The sequence below is a fragment of the Burkholderia sp. BCC1985 genome, assembly GCF_905339915.1.
Lineage (GTDB): Bacteria > Pseudomonadota > Gammaproteobacteria > Burkholderiales > Burkholderiaceae > Burkholderia.
This window is the reverse complement of the sequence record NZ_CAJPGY010000011.1, coordinates 115,195-130,170: the sequence shown is the minus strand read 5'-3', so window position 1 is coordinate 130,170 and position 14,976 is coordinate 115,195. Positions and strand designations below refer to the sequence as shown.

Below are 14,976 nucleotides of genomic sequence, written 5' to 3'. Positions count from 1 at the left end.
GTGATTCGCATTTTCAAAGTTTGCGTATTGCGTCACTTTTGAATATGCTCTTCGTCGCTCAACCTCAGGAGACCCCATCGAGATGCCCAATAGCGAGCAGGCCAACGTCGATCTCATCACCGCCACCAAGGTGCACGATCTGCTGACGCGCAACGGCATTCCGCCGCGCAGCCACAACACCACGATCGCGAACGTGCTGGGCCTCAGTTTCTCGGTCGTCACGCGCAAGATGAAAGGCCTGATCCCGTGGAACCTGTCGCAGTTGCAGGACATCGCGACGCACTTCGGCGTGCCGCCCGCGATCCTGCTCGACGACAAGGGCACGCAGCCGGCCGCCGCCGAGATGATCGACGCGACGCTCGTGATCGAGTCGCGCCGCTTTCGCTGCCGCGCGGCGATCTCGGCGAAGGCCAGCAGCCAGATCGAAACGGATTTCGTCGCGCTGCAGTGGCAGGGCGAATGGATCGTCACCGAACGCCAGCACGCACGCGAAGGCCGCCTCTATCCGGTCGACGTGATCGAACTGCGCTCGAGCCAGCCGACCGTCTACGCGGCGCGGATCGCGGTGGTCGACGATTCGCAGGACGTCGCAGAAACCGTGTGCGAATATTTCATCGAAAAAGGCGTGAACGCGATTCCTTACTATGACGGCGCATCGTTCCGCAAGGCGCTGGAAGTCGAGGATTTCGACGGCTACATCCTCGACTGGATGCTGGGCGACCAGACGGCCGCCGAGCTCGTGCGCGGCATCCGCTCGAGCGAGAACGGCGACGCGCCGATCTTCCTGCTGACCGGCAAGATCTCCACCGGCGAGGCGAGCGAGGACGAAATCGCGCACATCGTGTCGCATTACAACGCGCGCTGCGAGGAAAAGCCGGTGCGCCTGCCGATCCTGTTCGCCGAAGTCGCGCGCGAACTGAAGATCACGCTGCCGTCCGCCACGGCCGCCGCCGCGAGCTGAGACCACGGCGAAAACCCACCACCACACGCACACGACCGAAGGAAAGACATGCGCGTTTCGACCATCTGGATCAAAAGCCTGGTCACGGCCGGCCTGCTCGGCATCGCTGCCGCGAGCTGGGCCGCGTCGTTCACGTTCACCGTCGACGGCAAGATCGGCCGCAGCAACCAGCCCGGCAAGACCATGTTCGTCTTTACCGAGCAGGCGCTGATGGCGCTGCCGCAGTACACGATCGTCACGTCGACGAGCTGGACGCCGAAGGCGACCTTCACCGGCCCGCGCCTGTCCGACGTGCTGAAGGCCGTCGACGCGCACGGCACGCAGATCGAGTTCCGCTGCATCGACGAATACACGTTCACGATCCCCGTGTCGGATGCCGACAAGTACGGCGTGATCCTCGCGCGCACGATGAACGGCAAGGTACTCGGCAACGACAACTACGGCCCGCTGTGGATCATGTATCCGCGCGACCAGTATCCCGACGAGCTCAAGACGCCGCTCGGCGAAGCCAAGTTCGCGTGGCAGATCATCGGCCTGACCGTGAAGTAAGCGCGCGACATGAAGCGCGGGCGGTGGAAGAACAGAAAAATCATCCTGGTCCTGGGATCGCTGTGGATCCTGGGATTCGCCGCATGGGCGTTCCTGCTGTGGGACCTGCTCGCGACGTCGGTCAACGAGGGCGTGCTCGAAGGACCGCGTGAAGGCGTGTTCTGGACCGCCGCGCAATACCGCAACGTCTACACGCGCTTCGACCGCCAGCTGATCCTCTACGCGACGCACGTGGACGACGACTTCGACCACGTGCAGATGCAGCTCGACAGCCTGTCGGTGTCGTTCGGGTTCCTGCAGCGGCCGTCCGAGGTGTCCGAATACTGGCTGCGCATCCCGCGTGCCCGCGCCCAGATCGCGGCGCTCGGCGAGTTCATGACGCGCCTGAGGCAGGAAGTGCCGTTGCTGCGCGGCGCGCCGGGCGGCGCACAGCGCGTGATCGACGAGGTCAGTACGTACTGGCCGAAGGTCAACGGCCTCGCGAACGACTTCCGTGCGATCGAGATGGCGCAGCGCGACTTCACGTTCCATCAGCTGAGAGAAAAGCAGCAGGCGATCGTGTCGCTCGGCATTATCCTCGGCGTGATCCTGTGCGCACTGTTCCTGCTGCTGTTCTATACGATGCGCACGCGCGACGATCTGCTCGAACGACAGAACGCGGCGCTCGATGCGGAGCGCAAGGCATCCGATCGCGCGTTCGAGATGATCGAGGCGAAGAACGCGTTCCTCGGAATGGTCAGCCATGAACTGCGCACGCCGCTGCAGGCGATCTGCGGATCGATCGAGATCCTGCTCGCGCGGCCGCAATCCGACGCGAACCTGAAAACGATCCGGCGACTGCAGAATTCCGCATCGTCGCTCGAGGCGCTGGTCAAGGACCTGACCGATTACATCAAGCTGCGCTCGACCAAGCGCCTCGCCGAAACCGAAACGGTCGGCATCGCATCGCTGCTCGCCGAAGTGCTCGATCCGCTGCGCGCGAAGATCGCGGCCAAACGGATCGCGGTCGCGCAGCAGGTCGAGCCTGGCGATCTCGCGATCCGCTCCGATCGCAAGCTGTTGCGTCAGGTGCTGTCGAACCTGATCGAGAATTCGGTCAAGTACACGGCCGGCGGATCGATCGACGTGTCGATCACGCTCGCCGACGCGCCGGCCGGCCAGCAATTGAAAATCGCCGTGCGCGACACGGGCGCCGGCATCGCGAAACAACACCTGTCGAAGATCTTCGAGCCGTTCTATCGCGCGAACGACGCGGTGGGGCTGCACGTGGACGGAATCGGCATGGGGCTCGCCGTCGTGCGCGAGATCGTGACGACGCTGCGCGGGCATGTGGACGTGCGCAGCACGGTGGGCGAAGGCAGCGAGTTCGTCGTGACGCTGCCGGCCGAAGTGCCGGGCATCGACACGGCCGGCCACGCGGCCGGGGATGCCTCCGCACTGCCACCCGCGACCGAGCACCGGGACCGGCGCGCGCTGGTGGTCGACGACAACGACAACGCACGCGAAACGCTCGGCGCGATGCTGTCGGCGCTCGGCATCGAGGCCGATCTGTGCGGCACCGGACAGGAAGGCGTCGCGCGCTTCGGCACCGGCCGCTACGACATCGTCGTGCTCGATCTCGAGCTGCCGGACCTGAGCGGCTTCGAAGTCGCGCGGCGCATTCGGGCAGTGGCGCAACCCGACGACGACGGCCGCCATCCGGCGATCCTCGGCGTCAGCGCGTATGAGTCGGCGGCGCTGCGCGAAAACAAGCAGGTATTCGACGAATTCCTGCCGAAGCCTGTCCACCTTCGCGAACTCGGCGCGCTCGTCGAGAAACTGCTCGCGTAAGCCCGCGATAGCGTGTGCGCCTGCGCACGGCATCGCATCGCGCGCTGCGCCGCGTCACCCGTCGATACTCATTCGCCGATCAGATGCAGCACGATGTCGCGCCGGTGCGCGGCGCGGCGATGCTCGAACAGGTAGATGCCCTGCCACGTGCCGAGCACCATGCGCCCGTGCTCGACCGGAATCGACAGCTGCACCTGCGTCAGCGCCGTGCGCAGATGCGCGGGCATGTCGTCGGGCCCTTCGGTGTCGTGCTCGTAGCGCGTGTCGTCCTCGGGTGCGAGCGTCGCGAAATAGCGTTCGAGATCGCGCTGCACCGACGGATCCGCATTCTCCTGGATCAGCAGCGACGCCGACGTATGGCGGCAGAACACGGTCAGCAGCCCGGTGCGAATCGCCTGCTGGTCGACGAATGCGCGCACCTGCGGCGTGAACTCGACGAGACCGCTGCCGCGCGCGTCGACGCCGATGTGCGTGATGGCCTGTTGCATGATGTCGACCTCAGGCGAATGCGGCGAAGCCGTCGGCTTCGATCTGCTTCGCGTCGGCGGGGCGCACGACGCGCGCGACCTCGACACCGTCGCGCAGGAACACCAGCGTCGGCCACAGCTTCACGCCGAACGAGCGGCCGAGCGGGCGGCCCGGGCCATCCTCGATCTTCAGGTGACGCACGGCGGGATGCGCGGAAAACGACGCGGCGATCGCGGGCTGCGCACTCGCGCAGATCCCGCACCAGTTCGCACCGAATTCGATGACGGTTGCGCCGCCCAGTGCGTCGACTTCCGCGCGCGTCGGCGCATTGGCGGTGTAGCGTTGCTCGGTATCCATCAGGCCCTCGTGAGCGTTGGCGGAACATGGCCGCGCGCGCCTGCGTGATGCGGCGGGCTCGGCCTGCGATTTCCTACTGTAGCGGAAAAGCGCGCGCGATGTCGGCGGGCTCCGGCCGACGCGTACACCACCTGCGCGCGCCGGCCGGAATGACATGACAAGATCCGGAGTGCCGCGCCGCAGCGACAGGATCAGCATGAGGACCGATCCATCAACGAAGGCGCCTACCATGAATGCTCCGCATCGCGTCACCGAACCGAACATCCTCTATTTCGGCACGCCCGTCGTGCTGGTCAGCACGCTGAACGAAAACGGCACGGCCAATCTCGCACCGATCTCGTCCGCGTTCTGGCTCGGCTGGCGCGGCGTGATCGGCATCGCCGCCAGTTCGCAGACCACGCGCAACCTGCTGCGCGCGGGCGAATGCGTGCTGAACCTGCCGTCGTCGGCGCAGGCGCACGCGGTCGACCGGATCGCGCGCATGACGGGCACGTATCCGGTGCCCGACGGGAAGCGGGCAAAAGGTTACGTGTTCGAACCCGACAAGTTCGGCACGGCCGGCCTCACCGAAGCGGCGTCGCAGACCGTCGCGCCGCCGCGCGCGCTCGAATGCCCGGTGCACATGGAGGCCGTCGTCGCGGCCTCGCACGGGATCGGCGACGACACGCCCGACCTGCGCGGAAAGATCACCGTATTCGAGCTGCGCATCCAGCGTGTGCACGTGCATCCGGGTCTGCTGGCTGACGGCCATCCGGACCACATCGATCCCGACAAATGGTCGCCGCTGATCATGAGCTTCCAGAAGTTCTATGGCCTGGCGCCGCATCAGGTGCACACGTCGCGGCTCGCCGAGATTCCCGAGCGCGCGTATCGAAGCCCGGACATCGAGCGCTCGCGTGAGGCCGGCATGTCGATGGACGTTGCCCGGCGATAACGCGCGGCGGCCTGCGTGACGCGAACCGCGTCGAGATCGCTCGTCACTGCGTGCCTCACTTCCCTGAATCCGCTTCATTGCCGCCGCGCGTCGGTGCGGCGGATAACCTGGAGAACACCGATGACCGCCTCTCCAAATCGTGCTTCGTCCTGCACGGTCGCACCCACCGCGCGCGCCCTGCATCGTCTCGCGCACGAGCCGCGCGAAACCCAACGCCCGATCGGCTAAGATACGGGCCGCCTCGCCCCTTATCGAACCGACGGAGTGTTTTCAGTGATTCAACCGACCCCAGTATTCAAGGACAACCTCGCTCAACTGCCGGCCATCGACGGCGTCGCGCGCATCGATCTCGTCGGCGCGAACGGCGACGTGGTCGCGAGCATCGAGAACCAGCCGGGCAAGCAGGGCTCGCTCGCGGTGTACAACTACCTGAAGCAGGCGTTCGGTGCGCTTGACGCGAAGGCCGCCGAGCACGGCCTCGCCGTGTTCGCGGAGCACACCGCCGACGCGCGCAACCGCCCGGGCGCGCACCCGAACGTCGATCGTCTGCTCGCGATCGTCGACGGCGGCGAAGCGCTGCGGATCGACGTGGTCGCGAAGGGCTGAGTGCCTGGCGACGGGCGGGTACGCTGCGGGCCGATGCGCCGCAGCGGCTCGCGCCCGCCGCGCGCTTCACCGCGCACCCGTCACTGCCTCACCTCACGGTTCCGACGCGGTCACGCATGGCCACATTCCGGTTTCCATGCGCGCAATGCGACGAATGGCACGAAGGCGAGCCGAGCGTATTCCACAACGGGATGTCCGCCGAACGCGCGCAGGCGCTGTTCGAGAAGGTGCTGCATCAGGACGGAGCGGCGCACTGACGCCGCCGTCTCGTGCACCGCTTGCCGTCGTGACACCTGCGCGGAAAACCGCGACCATCGCGACTCCCCGTTCTTTCCCCGGAGACCATCCACGTGCATCGCATGACTGTCCCGCTGTTTGCCCGCCGCATCGCATCGATCGCGGTACTCGCGTGCGTCGCACCCGGCGGTGCAGCGTCGGCCGAGACGCTGCGTGCGGCCTCCGATATCGCCGGCGCGTCCCTGGTTCCGCTCGGCGCGCTGCCGCGCTCGCCGGAACACGGCACACTCGACGCGTTCTGCGCGCAATATCGCGCGAAGACCGCCACCGCGGCTGGCCGCGACGTCGCGAGGCTCGGCTGGATCGTGACTTCTGAAGCGCCGCTCGGCCGCTACACCGTCGTCACGTTCGCGAGCGGGTTCAAGCCGGGGACGAGCGCGATCTGTTTTGCGCGCAACGCGAACATCGGCGTCTTCGACGGCACGACGCTCGTCGCGCTCGGCTATACGGTACGATCGGCCGGCTGGCAGCTCGGCTCGGTCGAGCAGCTGGAAAGCGGCGCGCTGCTGGTCTGGGGCGGCGACGGCCCGTCGGCGCCCGTCGCCGAGTTGCGCGAAGAAAATGGCGGCTTGCGCCTGACCGCGGTCGCGGCGCAACGCACGTACTGTCGCGGCCGTGCGGTCGTGCCCAACGTGTACGGCAAGCCGCTCGACGTGGCGCGCAAGATTCTGATCTCGCGTGGATGGCAGCCGCTGCGTCCGCACGAGAAGCCGGACCCGATGGACGGCGCGGCGACGCTCGCGAAGCACGGGATCATCGAAGCCGAAGCGTGCTCGGGCACCGGCATGGGCTATTGCGCGCTGCGGTATCGGAGTGTGTCCGGCGTGCTCGGCGTGACGACGGCCGGCGGCGAGCCGGACACGCCGTCGGCGAATACCGTGATCGATTATCAGGTGGCTTGCCGGAAGCAGTGATCGGCGCGGTGGCGTGCGCGTGATTCGTGCGTGATCGCATGGCATGCGTTCGTCGTCGCACCGAAAAGCAGCGAATCCATTGGCGATCGACTGTACCGGCGCATCGGATCATCGGCCGTCCGGTCAATTGACCCGCTCCACGCTCGCTCCCAAACTGACCTCCCTTTCACGCGCGTTCACGCGTGTCCGGCATAAAGGGACTTCCATGATCGACCTCTCCACGCCGCAGCTTCCAACGTGCGCCACCCGCGCCGATACCGAATCGCACGCGTTGCCCGATTCAGGCCATCCGAATCTCGTCGAACGCCCCCTTCCTGACCGAAATCCCCACGCGACGTAACGACGCTTCGAACGCACCGAACGCCCGCCCGCGTCCACAGTCGCGGGCGAACTCCGCACTTGCACGAAAATAACATATTTGTTATCATGCCAGCTAACGCGTACGAAATTCAATTCTTCAATGCGCGCGTAGAGACGGGGGTCGTCACGTTACCGACGACGCTGCTTGCCCGTTTTTTTGCGCTCGCTGATCGCATGGAGCAGTACGGCCCGAATCTTGGCGAGCCGCACACCCAGTCAATGGGAAACGGGCTGTACGAAATGCGACTGAAGGGCGCCGAAGGTATCGCCAGAGTGTTCTATTGCGCGATCGTCGATCGGCGTATCGTCATGCTTCATTGCTTCGTGAAGAAGACGCAAAAGACGCCCCGGAAAGAACTGGAGATCGCGCGCTACCGACTCGAGGAGGTTCAAGATGGCAACGTATAAGGAACTGCGCGCGCGGGCACTGTCCGACCCCGAGGTGCGTGCCGAATACGAACGACTGAACCGCGAAGAACTCGCACTGCTCGACGTGATGCTGGCTGCTCGGCGAGACGCCGGCCTGTCGCAAGCCGATGTAGCCCAGCGCATGGGCACCAAAGCACCGGCAGTGACGCGACTCGAGCGCGCACTCGCAACGGGCCAGCATTCACCGTCCATCGATACGCTGCGCAAGTACGCGGCAGCTTGTGGCAAGAAACTCGTGATCTCGTTCGCGTGATTCCTCGTTCCGACCACCGGCCGGTCGAGCGGCCGGCGCGTCGCCACGGTTGTTCAAACCCCGGACGATGCCGCATCAGCAATCAGATGCGCCACCGGTTTCCGCCTCTTCCGAGCCACGCAGTTCCCGCGCCCCGGGATCGCGTCCACGCGTATCCACCACCACACGCAACTCACGGCTCTCGAACACGCTCGCCGGCGTCACCGTGCGGCGCTGCCACGGAATCCGGCCGAAATACCGGATCTTCCAGAACCCGAGCGGATGATCGGGATTCCGACGCAGCAACGTGTCGAACGTCTCGACGTCGCCGAGCGTACGCACCCGGCCGACGAGCCACGAGCGGCCGGGAACCCGTGTCGACGTGCATGCGAACCTCCCGCGAATGGACATGGCGCGAGCATGTCAGCCGAGGCCGCGTCGCGCATCCGCGCCATGCGTGAGGGAATCAATCCGCGCCGCCGAGTAGCGAATTCCGGTACCGGCGTGCAGCACGCGTGCGCAATCGTCAGCGATTCGCGCCCAGCGCCACGCGCAGCCGCTCCATCAGCCGCGTGTAGAACTGCACCACGTCGGCCTTGTCCGTGACGTTCGAGGTCGAGAACCGCTCGGACCACGCCGCCTTCCATTCATACGTGCCGTGCACGCTGCGGTCGCCGTCCGGCGACAGGATCAGCGAACGGATCCGCGCATCGCGACCCGGCCCCGTGTGCATCTCGAACAACGCGTGGATGAACGTGTGATACGCGTCGTACACGTCGTCGTCGAACAGGTAGCGGTAGATGTGAAACGTGCGGTCGAGTTCGCGCTTCGCGCGGATCACGTCGTCCGGCGAGATGTCCTTCCAGTAGCCGATCCACGTGTAAAAGCACAGCAGCGCATTGAGTTGCGGCGCGACCGTGTCGTACAGCGTGAGCCGCTTCTCGATCAGCCGCTGGTTGGTCCACTGCACGAGCTCGAGCCGCTTCAGCCGGCGCGCGACGAGCCAGCCCAGGCACGCGACCGACAACGGCGTCAGCACACCGAGCACGAGCTTGACGATTTCCAGCGAATTCCACGGATCGTTGAATGGCTGCATGAATGGCTCGACAAGAAAAACGCATCGATCGGCCGGTCACGTCGCGCGCGGCGCGCGTGTTCGTCGATCGCGTCGCGGTTGACCGTTAGTTGCTTGCGCATCGAAGTCGCACTGCGATGCAGCCAGTGCGCGGCAAAGCGGCTTGTCCCGACAGTGTATCGGCCGATCGTCACCGGCTGGTGACGATTCGCCGCATCGCCGTCGCGCGCCCGCGTCACGTTACGTCGGCAGCGCCGACGTGAGCTTGACCTTCTGCATCGGAATGTCGGTCTTCACGCTGAGCACGCCGGGAATGCGCGTGAGGTATTCCATCTGGAAACGCCGATAGTCGTCGATATCGGCCGCGACGACGCGCAGCAGGAAATCGCAGTCGCCGGCCATCAGATGGCATTCGACGACTTCCGGCATCTGCTGGACGGCCTCTGCGAAGCGGTTCACGGATTCCGCATCCTGCCCCTTCAGCCACACGCGCGTGAAGATCGTCAGCCCCTTGCCAACCTTCGCCGGGTTCAGTACGGCCACGTATTTTTCGATCACGCCCGCTTCCTCGAGCAGGCGCACGCGCCGCAGGCACGGTGACGGCGACAGCCCGACCTCGTGCGCGAGTTCCACGTTCTGCATGCGGCCGTCGCGCTGCAGCGCGCTCAGGATCCGGCGGTCGATAGCGTCAAGCTTCATTGGCATCGAATTCCAAAAAAATCGCAAATCACTCGTTGGATGCCAAATTCTCATAAAAATTGGTCCGCAACGCAACCCGATTCGAGTCAAAAAAGCAGACAATCCTCCTCCCCCGAAGGAGGAGTAATGAGCAGTAGCGTTTCAACGTCGACCGGGTTTCGCGACAAGCCCGCCTATGTCGCCGAGATGGGTCGCGGCTTGCGCGCGGCGCTGCCCGTCATGCTGGGTTTCGTGCCGTTCGCGCTGGTGCTCGGCGCGCAGGCCGCGCAAAAAGGGCTGAGCCTGTTCGAGGTGCCGATGATGACGGGCCTGAACTTCGGCGGCGGCTCGGAATTCGCGGCGATCCATCTATGGACGTCGCCGCCGCACATCGCGCTGATCGTCGCGATGTCGTTCCTCGTGAATTCGCGCCACATCCTGATGGGGGCGGCGTTCGCGCCGTACATCCGGCGCCTGCCGCGCCGCCGCGCGTTCGCCGCGCTGTTCTTCATGTGCGACGAAAGCTGGGCGATGTCGCTTGCCGACGCACGCTCGCGCTCGGCCACGCACATCAGCGTCCCCTATTACGCGGGCGTGTGTTCCGGGCTCTACCTGACGTGGATCTCGATGACGACGCTCGGCGCGGCACTCGGCCCGACGATCGGCGACGTCGAGCAATACGGCTTCGACATGGCGTTCACCGCCGTGTTTCTGGTGCTGCTGCGCGGCATGTGGAAAGGCATGCGCGCGAGCCGTCCGTGGTTCGTGAGCCTCGTCGTCGCGGCCGCCACGCACCTCGCGGTGCCCGGCGCGTGGTACGTCGCGGCCGGCGCATGCGCGGGTCTGATCGCCGCGCTGCTGTGGGAGCCGCGCGATGTTGCCTGATTTCGCGACGGTGGCGACCATCGTACTGATGGCGTCGACGACCTACCTGTCGCGCGTGCTCGGCTACGTGCTGCTGCGCAACCGCACGCTGAGCCCGCGGATGGCGTCGGTGATGGAGAACGTGCCCGGCTGCGTGCTGATCTCGGTGATCGCGCCGGCCTTCGTGTCGACACGCCCGGCCGACCTGCTCGCGCTCGCCGTCACGCTGATCGCGGCGACGCGCCTGTCGATCCTGCCGACCGTGATCGTCGGCGTCGCGTCGGCCGGCCTGCTGCGGCATCTGCTCGGGTAATCGGATCTCGCGGGTCCCACCCGCCGCCCGGGCGGCACATCGAACCGGAAAAACGGGCGCGCCATGCGCCTGTTTTCGTATCCGCGTATCCACGCGCGGCGGGCGCCGGGCGCCGGGCGCGGCGCGGCGCGGCGCGGCGCGGCGCGGTGCGGTGCGGTGCGGTGCGGTGCGGTGCGGTGCGGGGCGGTGCGGGGCGGTACGGTACGGTGCGGTACGGTACGGTACGGTGCGGGGCGGTACGGGGCGGTGCGGTACGGTGCGGTGCGCTGAGGTGGCTGAGGTGAGGTGCGCTAAGGTGAGGTGCAATGAGATGCGGCATGACACGACACAACATGCGCCGCGACGGGATGCTAGCCTTGCGGGTGTACCTGCGATGCCTTTCCCCTCTCATTGCCTACCTGCGAGGATCGTCCCGATGCAAGAAACCCGCCCGCTGTTCGACCGCGTCCTGCTCACCAACGACGACGGATTCGACGCCCCCGGCCTTGAAGTGCTCGAACAGGTCGCCACGCAACTGGCGCGCGAAGTCTGGATCGTCGCGCCGGCCGAGGACCAGAGCGGCACGTCGCATTCGCTGAGCCTGCACGAACCGCTGCGCGTGCATCGCAAGGGCGAGCGCCGTTTTGCGGTGCGCGGCACGCCGGGCGATTGCGTCGCGATCGCGGTCAGCCACCTGATGAAGGACGCACGGCCCGACTTCGTGCTGTCCGGCGTCAATCGCGGCGCGAACCTCGGCACCGAAACGGTGTTCTCCGGCACGGTCGGCGCCGCGATGACGAGCATGCTGGTCGGCGTGCCGGCGATCGCGCTGAGCCAGGCGTTCATCGACCGCAACGCAGTGCCGTGGAATACGGCGCTCACGCACGCGCCGGACGTGATTCGCCGGCTCGTCGCGGCCGGCTGGGACAGCGACGCGTGCCTCAACGTGAATTTCCCGGCGCGGCCGGCCGACGACGTGCGCGGCCTGAAGGTGACGAACCAGGGCGCCGGCACGCTGCAAGGCGTCGACATCGTGTCGGGGCGCGATCCGCGCGACATCGAATACCACTGGCTGAAACTGGCGCGCGCACCGCGCGACGACGATGCGGGTTCCGAAACGGTCGCGCTCGGCGAAGGCTATATCGCGGTCACGCCGCTGAAGTTCGAACGCACGCACGATCAGGCGCTCGCGCGGCTGCGGTCGAACCTCGGCTGACCTCGAGAGCGTTTACCGGTCACGTCAGGTTCATTCCCCCGTCGAGCATCACGATCTCGCCCGTCACATAATCGGACGCGACGAGCATCGCAACCGTCTGCGCGACGTCGTCCGGCGTCGCCGCGCGGCGCATCGGCGCGCGCTCGCGCCAGAGCTGCTGCGCGTCGGTCCAGTCCGCGGTCAGCGGCGTATCGACGAGCCCCGGCGCCACCGCATTGACGCGAATCGCCGGCGCGAGCGTTCGCGCCAGCAAGCGCGTCGTGTGATTGAGCGCGGCCTTCGCCGCCGCATAGGGAATCGACGCCCCCTTCGGCCGCACGCCGGCGTGCGAGCTGACGTTGACGACGCACCCGGCACGCCCGCCCGACGCCGCTTCGAGCAGCGCGGGCTGCGCTTCGGCGACGAGCCGGAACGGCGCGATCACGTTGATCTCGTGCATCTCGCGCCACACGTCGGGCGTCGCGGCGGCGAGATCGTCGTGCGGAATCACGCGGCTGACGCCCGCATTGTTGACCAGCACGTCGAGGCGGCCATGCACCGCCAGCGCGTCGCGAATCAACCGCACGCGTTGCGCGTCGTCGGCGAGATCGGCCTGCACGTAGGTCGCGCCGAGTTCGCGCGCCATCGCGCGACCGGTGTCGGCGGAACTGCGCGAATGCAGGATCACCGCGTAGCCGTCCGCCGCCAGGCGTCGCGCGATGGCCGCGCCGATTCCCGACGTCGATCCGGTGACGAGCGCGACAGGCCGATGCACGCGCGACGCGCGCGGCTCGGCGACGGTTTCGGTTTCAGGTTCCGTTTCGGAAATCGGGGCATTCATCGGCGGATGCGGCGCGTCCATGGCGTGGAATCCTGTCAGTGGCGTTCCCGCATCATAAGCATGACGACGGCCGATGCGGATGCGTGCCGTCTACGGCCGTTTCGGCAGGTCGACGAAATCCTCGAGCTCGCCGGCGATGTAAAGCCGCTTGCCGATTCTCGGGTATTCGCAGACGTCGTGTTCGAGGCGCTGGCCGAGGATGAACAGTTCCAGCGGCACCTCGCCGGTGTTCTGCAACGTGTGTGCGTCGCCGCCGCGCGGAAAACCGAGGAAATCGCCCGGCCCGATTTCGCACGTGCGTTCGCCGATCGTGACCGAGCCGGTGCCGGACAGCACGTACACACATTCTTCCTCGTACAGGTGGCGGTGATACTCGGCCGATTCGTGCCCGGGCATCAGCGTGAGCAGGTGCGCGCCGATCTGCGTGAGGCCGGTCAGGTCGCTGAGCTGTCGTTTGAGGCGAACGGCATTGGGATTGAGCGAATGCACCGCGCGCGTCGGTTCCATCTTCGCGATGTCGGCGGCTTTCAGCAGCTCCCGGGGAGGTGTCGTGGACATGGGAATCTCGTCGGCGTGAATGCTGCGGTTGGGCGCGCCGCCCGGGCCGGCACGGCGCGCATGCCGCGTTATTGTCCGACATTTTCACGCAGACGAGCCACACATCTCCAGATACGGATAGCCGGCGGCGGCGGCACGCGCGCGACGCATTCGCCGCCGCCGCTCAACCGACGTGCACGCCGCGCAGCGTCGTCAGCAACGCGACGAGACGGTCGACGTGCTCGTCCTCCGTGCGCCACGACGACACGCTGATCCGGAACGCCGGCCGCCCCTGCCATACGGTCTGCCCGAACCATACGTCGCCCGAGTCCTGCGCGGCCTGAAGGATCGCGATCGTCTCGTCGTCGGTGCCGGCGCGCACGAGCACCTGGTTCAGCACGACACGGTTCAGCACGTCGTAGCCGGCCGCGCGCAGGCCGTCCGCGACGCGCTGGGCCTGTGCGCAATGCCGCTCGACCATCGTCGCCACGCCGGCGCGGCCGAGCGCACGCAGCGCGGCCCACACCGGAATGCCGCGCGCACGCCGCGAGAATTCGAGGTTCAGGTTCTTCTGCGCATCCTGCGCGCCGCTCAGGTAGACGGCATCGCTGTTCATCGCGGTCGCGAGCGCGGCCGCGTCGCGGCAGATCACCATCGCGCCGTCGTACGGCGTGTTGAGCCACTTGTGGCCGTCGGTGGTCCAGCTGTCCGCGCCGTCGATGCCGTCGGTCAGCGCGCGCTTCGACGACGCGCGCGCCCACAGCCCGAACGCGCCGTCCACGTGCACCCACGCGCCGGCGGCCTTCGCGCGCGGAATCAGCGCCGCGAACGGATCGAATTCGCCGGTGTTCACTTCGCCGGCCTGCACGCAGAGGATCGTCATGTCGTCGAGCGGCGGCAATTGCGCGGGGTCGATGCGGCCGTGCGCGTCGACCGGCGCGACGATCAGGCGCTTCATCCCGAAGCCGAGCACGCGCAGCGCCTTCTTCACCGTGATGTGCGCGAGCTCCGAGAGCACGACCTTCACCTCGGGTGCGCCGATCAGGCCGTCCGCGTCGACGTCCCAGCCCTTGCGCGCGAGCAGCGCACGCCGCGCGGCCACCAGCGCGACCAGCGTGCAGGCCGTCGCGCTCGTGCCGAAGCCGACCGCGCTGCCTTCCGGCAGCCCGAGCACGTCGACGACCCAGCGCGCGGCCTGCCGCTCGATCGTCGCGGCCACCGGCGAATTCGCGAACGACGACGCGCACTGGTCCCACGCGAGCATCAGCCGCTCGGCGGCGGCTGCGGCCGGCAGCGTCGCGCCGATCACGAAGCCGAAGTAGTTCGGGCCGTTCGATGCGACGGTCGCCGGCGTGCCCTTGTCGTCGAGCAGGCGCAGCACGTCGTCGGCCGGGCGGCCCGCATCGGGCAGCGGCTCGTCGAAGGCCGCAAGACCCGCGAGCGCCGCCGCGTCGGGATAGGCGCGCCGTTCGTCGGTCGCGGCGAGATACGCTTGCGCGCGCCGGTCGGCATCGGCCAGCAGGGCGAGTTCATCCATGTCGATTGCCTCTGTGAAGA

General features: G+C 67.0%; 20 protein-coding genes. 12 read left to right on the top strand and 8 right to left on the bottom strand.

Translation table 11 applies throughout. The annotated features are described in order from the left end of the window. Positions 1-82: 82 nt before the first annotated feature. Genes U4Z31_RS13885 through atsR form a run of 3 tightly spaced genes read left to right on the top strand, consistent with a single transcriptional unit; the run spans position 83 to position 3,340 of the window. Positions 83-961 (top strand): response regulator, encoded by an 879-nt coding sequence (locus U4Z31_RS13885; RefSeq protein WP_044845415.1) that lies wholly within the window; start codon positions 83-85, stop codon positions 959-961. A gap of 48 nt (positions 962-1,009) precedes the next feature. Then, positions 1,010-1,510 (top strand): molybdopterin-dependent oxidoreductase, encoded by a 501-nt coding sequence (locus U4Z31_RS13880; RefSeq protein WP_321810619.1) that lies wholly within the window; start codon positions 1,010-1,012, stop codon positions 1,508-1,510. Between the two features lie 9 nt (positions 1,511-1,519). Beyond that, positions 1,520-3,340 carry a hybrid sensor histidine kinase/response regulator AtsR gene (atsR, locus tag U4Z31_RS13875; RefSeq protein WP_321810618.1) on the top strand — a complete coding sequence of 607 codons (1,821 nt, stop codon included), beginning with the start codon at positions 1,520-1,522 and terminating at the stop codon, positions 3,338-3,340. Positions 3,341-3,408: 68 nt separating this feature from the next. Here atsR and U4Z31_RS13870 read toward each other — a convergent pair whose 3' ends face one another. Together U4Z31_RS13870 and U4Z31_RS13865 are read right to left on the bottom strand one after the other, a co-directional pair. Further along, complete coding sequence (locus U4Z31_RS13870; RefSeq protein ID WP_059605044.1) at positions 3,409-3,828, bottom strand: secondary thiamine-phosphate synthase enzyme YjbQ; 420 nt, start codon at positions 3,826-3,828, stop codon at positions 3,409-3,411. Positions 3,829-3,838: 10 nt separating this feature from the next. Then, positions 3,839-4,165 carry a thioredoxin family protein gene (locus U4Z31_RS13865; RefSeq protein ID WP_044845419.1) on the bottom strand — a complete coding sequence of 109 codons (327 nt, stop codon included), beginning with the start codon at positions 4,163-4,165 and terminating at the stop codon, positions 3,839-3,841. Positions 4,166-4,394: 229 nt separating this feature from the next. Here U4Z31_RS13865 and U4Z31_RS13860 point away from each other — a divergent pair, with 229 nt between their 5' ends. From U4Z31_RS13860 to U4Z31_RS13835, 6 genes are all read left to right on the top strand, one after another. Next, positions 4,395-5,099 carry a flavin reductase family protein gene (locus U4Z31_RS13860; RefSeq protein WP_321810617.1) on the top strand — a complete coding sequence of 235 codons (705 nt, stop codon included), beginning with the start codon at positions 4,395-4,397 and terminating at the stop codon, positions 5,097-5,099. Between the two features lie 273 nt (positions 5,100-5,372). Further along, positions 5,373-5,705, top strand: a complete 333-nt coding sequence (locus U4Z31_RS13855; protein WP_044845421.1) for a DUF2322 family protein — start codon at positions 5,373-5,375, stop codon at positions 5,703-5,705. 116 nt (positions 5,706-5,821) lie between these two features. Continuing rightward, positions 5,822-5,962: a hypothetical protein gene (locus U4Z31_RS13850; RefSeq protein ID WP_321810616.1), complete on the top strand. Its 141-nt coding sequence runs from the start codon at positions 5,822-5,824 to the stop codon at positions 5,960-5,962. A 102-nt stretch (positions 5,963-6,064) separates the two neighbouring features. Continuing rightward, the gene (locus U4Z31_RS13845; RefSeq protein WP_321810615.1) at positions 6,065-6,916 is read left to right on the top strand and encodes a hypothetical protein; all 852 of its coding nucleotides are present in this window, start codon (positions 6,065-6,067) and stop codon (positions 6,914-6,916) included. 426 nt (positions 6,917-7,342) lie between these two features. Beyond that, complete coding sequence (locus U4Z31_RS13840) at positions 7,343-7,684, top strand: type II toxin-antitoxin system RelE/ParE family toxin (RefSeq protein ID WP_321810614.1); 342 nt, start codon at positions 7,343-7,345, stop codon at positions 7,682-7,684. Next, entirely contained in the window at positions 7,671-7,958 is a 288-nt protein-coding gene (locus U4Z31_RS13835) for a helix-turn-helix domain-containing protein (protein WP_044845424.1), read from the top strand. Before U4Z31_RS13840 ends, U4Z31_RS13835 begins: the two co-directional genes overlap by 14 nt. Positions 7,959-8,033: 75 nt before the next feature. Here the strand turns inward: U4Z31_RS13835 and U4Z31_RS13830 are convergent, their stop codons facing one another. The 3 genes from U4Z31_RS13830 to U4Z31_RS13820 form a co-directional block, all read right to left on the bottom strand. Next, positions 8,034-8,279, bottom strand: coding sequence for a hypothetical protein (locus U4Z31_RS13830; protein WP_415750282.1), 246 nt, complete (start codon positions 8,277-8,279; stop codon positions 8,034-8,036). Between the two features lie 184 nt (positions 8,280-8,463). Beyond that, on the bottom strand, positions 8,464-9,033 hold the full coding sequence (locus tag U4Z31_RS13825; protein ID WP_321796185.1) for a hypothetical protein: 570 nt from the start codon (positions 9,031-9,033) through the stop codon (positions 8,464-8,466). Positions 9,034-9,252: 219 nt separating this feature from the next. Then, on the bottom strand, positions 9,253-9,711 hold the full coding sequence (locus U4Z31_RS13820) for an Lrp/AsnC family transcriptional regulator (protein ID WP_006486309.1): 459 nt from the start codon (positions 9,709-9,711) through the stop codon (positions 9,253-9,255). 126 nt (positions 9,712-9,837) lie between these two features. Between U4Z31_RS13820 and U4Z31_RS13815 the strand changes: the two genes are divergently transcribed. The 3 genes from U4Z31_RS13815 to surE all read left to right on the top strand — a co-directional run bounded on the left by U4Z31_RS13815 (position 9,838) and on the right by surE (position 12,062). After that, the gene (locus U4Z31_RS13815) at positions 9,838-10,575 is read left to right on the top strand and encodes an AzlC family ABC transporter permease (RefSeq protein WP_321810613.1); all 738 of its coding nucleotides are present in this window, start codon (positions 9,838-9,840) and stop codon (positions 10,573-10,575) included. After that, positions 10,565-10,867, top strand: coding sequence for an AzlD family protein (locus tag U4Z31_RS13810; protein ID WP_014900507.1), 303 nt, complete (start codon positions 10,565-10,567; stop codon positions 10,865-10,867). The genes U4Z31_RS13815 and U4Z31_RS13810 overlap by 11 nt, the downstream gene beginning before the upstream one ends. Before the next feature lie 415 nt (positions 10,868-11,282). After that, positions 11,283-12,062, top strand: coding sequence for a 5'/3'-nucleotidase SurE (surE, locus tag U4Z31_RS13805; RefSeq protein WP_321810612.1), 780 nt, complete (start codon positions 11,283-11,285; stop codon positions 12,060-12,062). A 19-nt stretch (positions 12,063-12,081) separates the two neighbouring features. On the opposite strand, the gene U4Z31_RS13800 is transcribed toward surE, so the two are convergent. From U4Z31_RS13800 to U4Z31_RS13790, 3 genes are all read right to left on the bottom strand, one after another. Further along, a complete protein-coding gene (locus U4Z31_RS13800) occupies positions 12,082-12,903 on the bottom strand; it encodes an SDR family oxidoreductase (RefSeq protein WP_321796179.1) in 822 nt (273 codons plus the stop codon). A 69-nt stretch (positions 12,904-12,972) separates the two neighbouring features. Beyond that, complete coding sequence (locus U4Z31_RS13795) at positions 12,973-13,440, bottom strand: cupin domain-containing protein (RefSeq protein WP_044845430.1); 468 nt, start codon at positions 13,438-13,440, stop codon at positions 12,973-12,975. A 163-nt stretch (positions 13,441-13,603) separates the two neighbouring features. Next, positions 13,604-14,956: a pyridoxal phosphate-dependent decarboxylase family protein gene (locus tag U4Z31_RS13790; RefSeq protein ID WP_124529302.1), complete on the bottom strand. Its 1,353-nt coding sequence runs from the start codon at positions 14,954-14,956 to the stop codon at positions 13,604-13,606. Positions 14,957-14,976 lie beyond the last annotated feature (20 nt).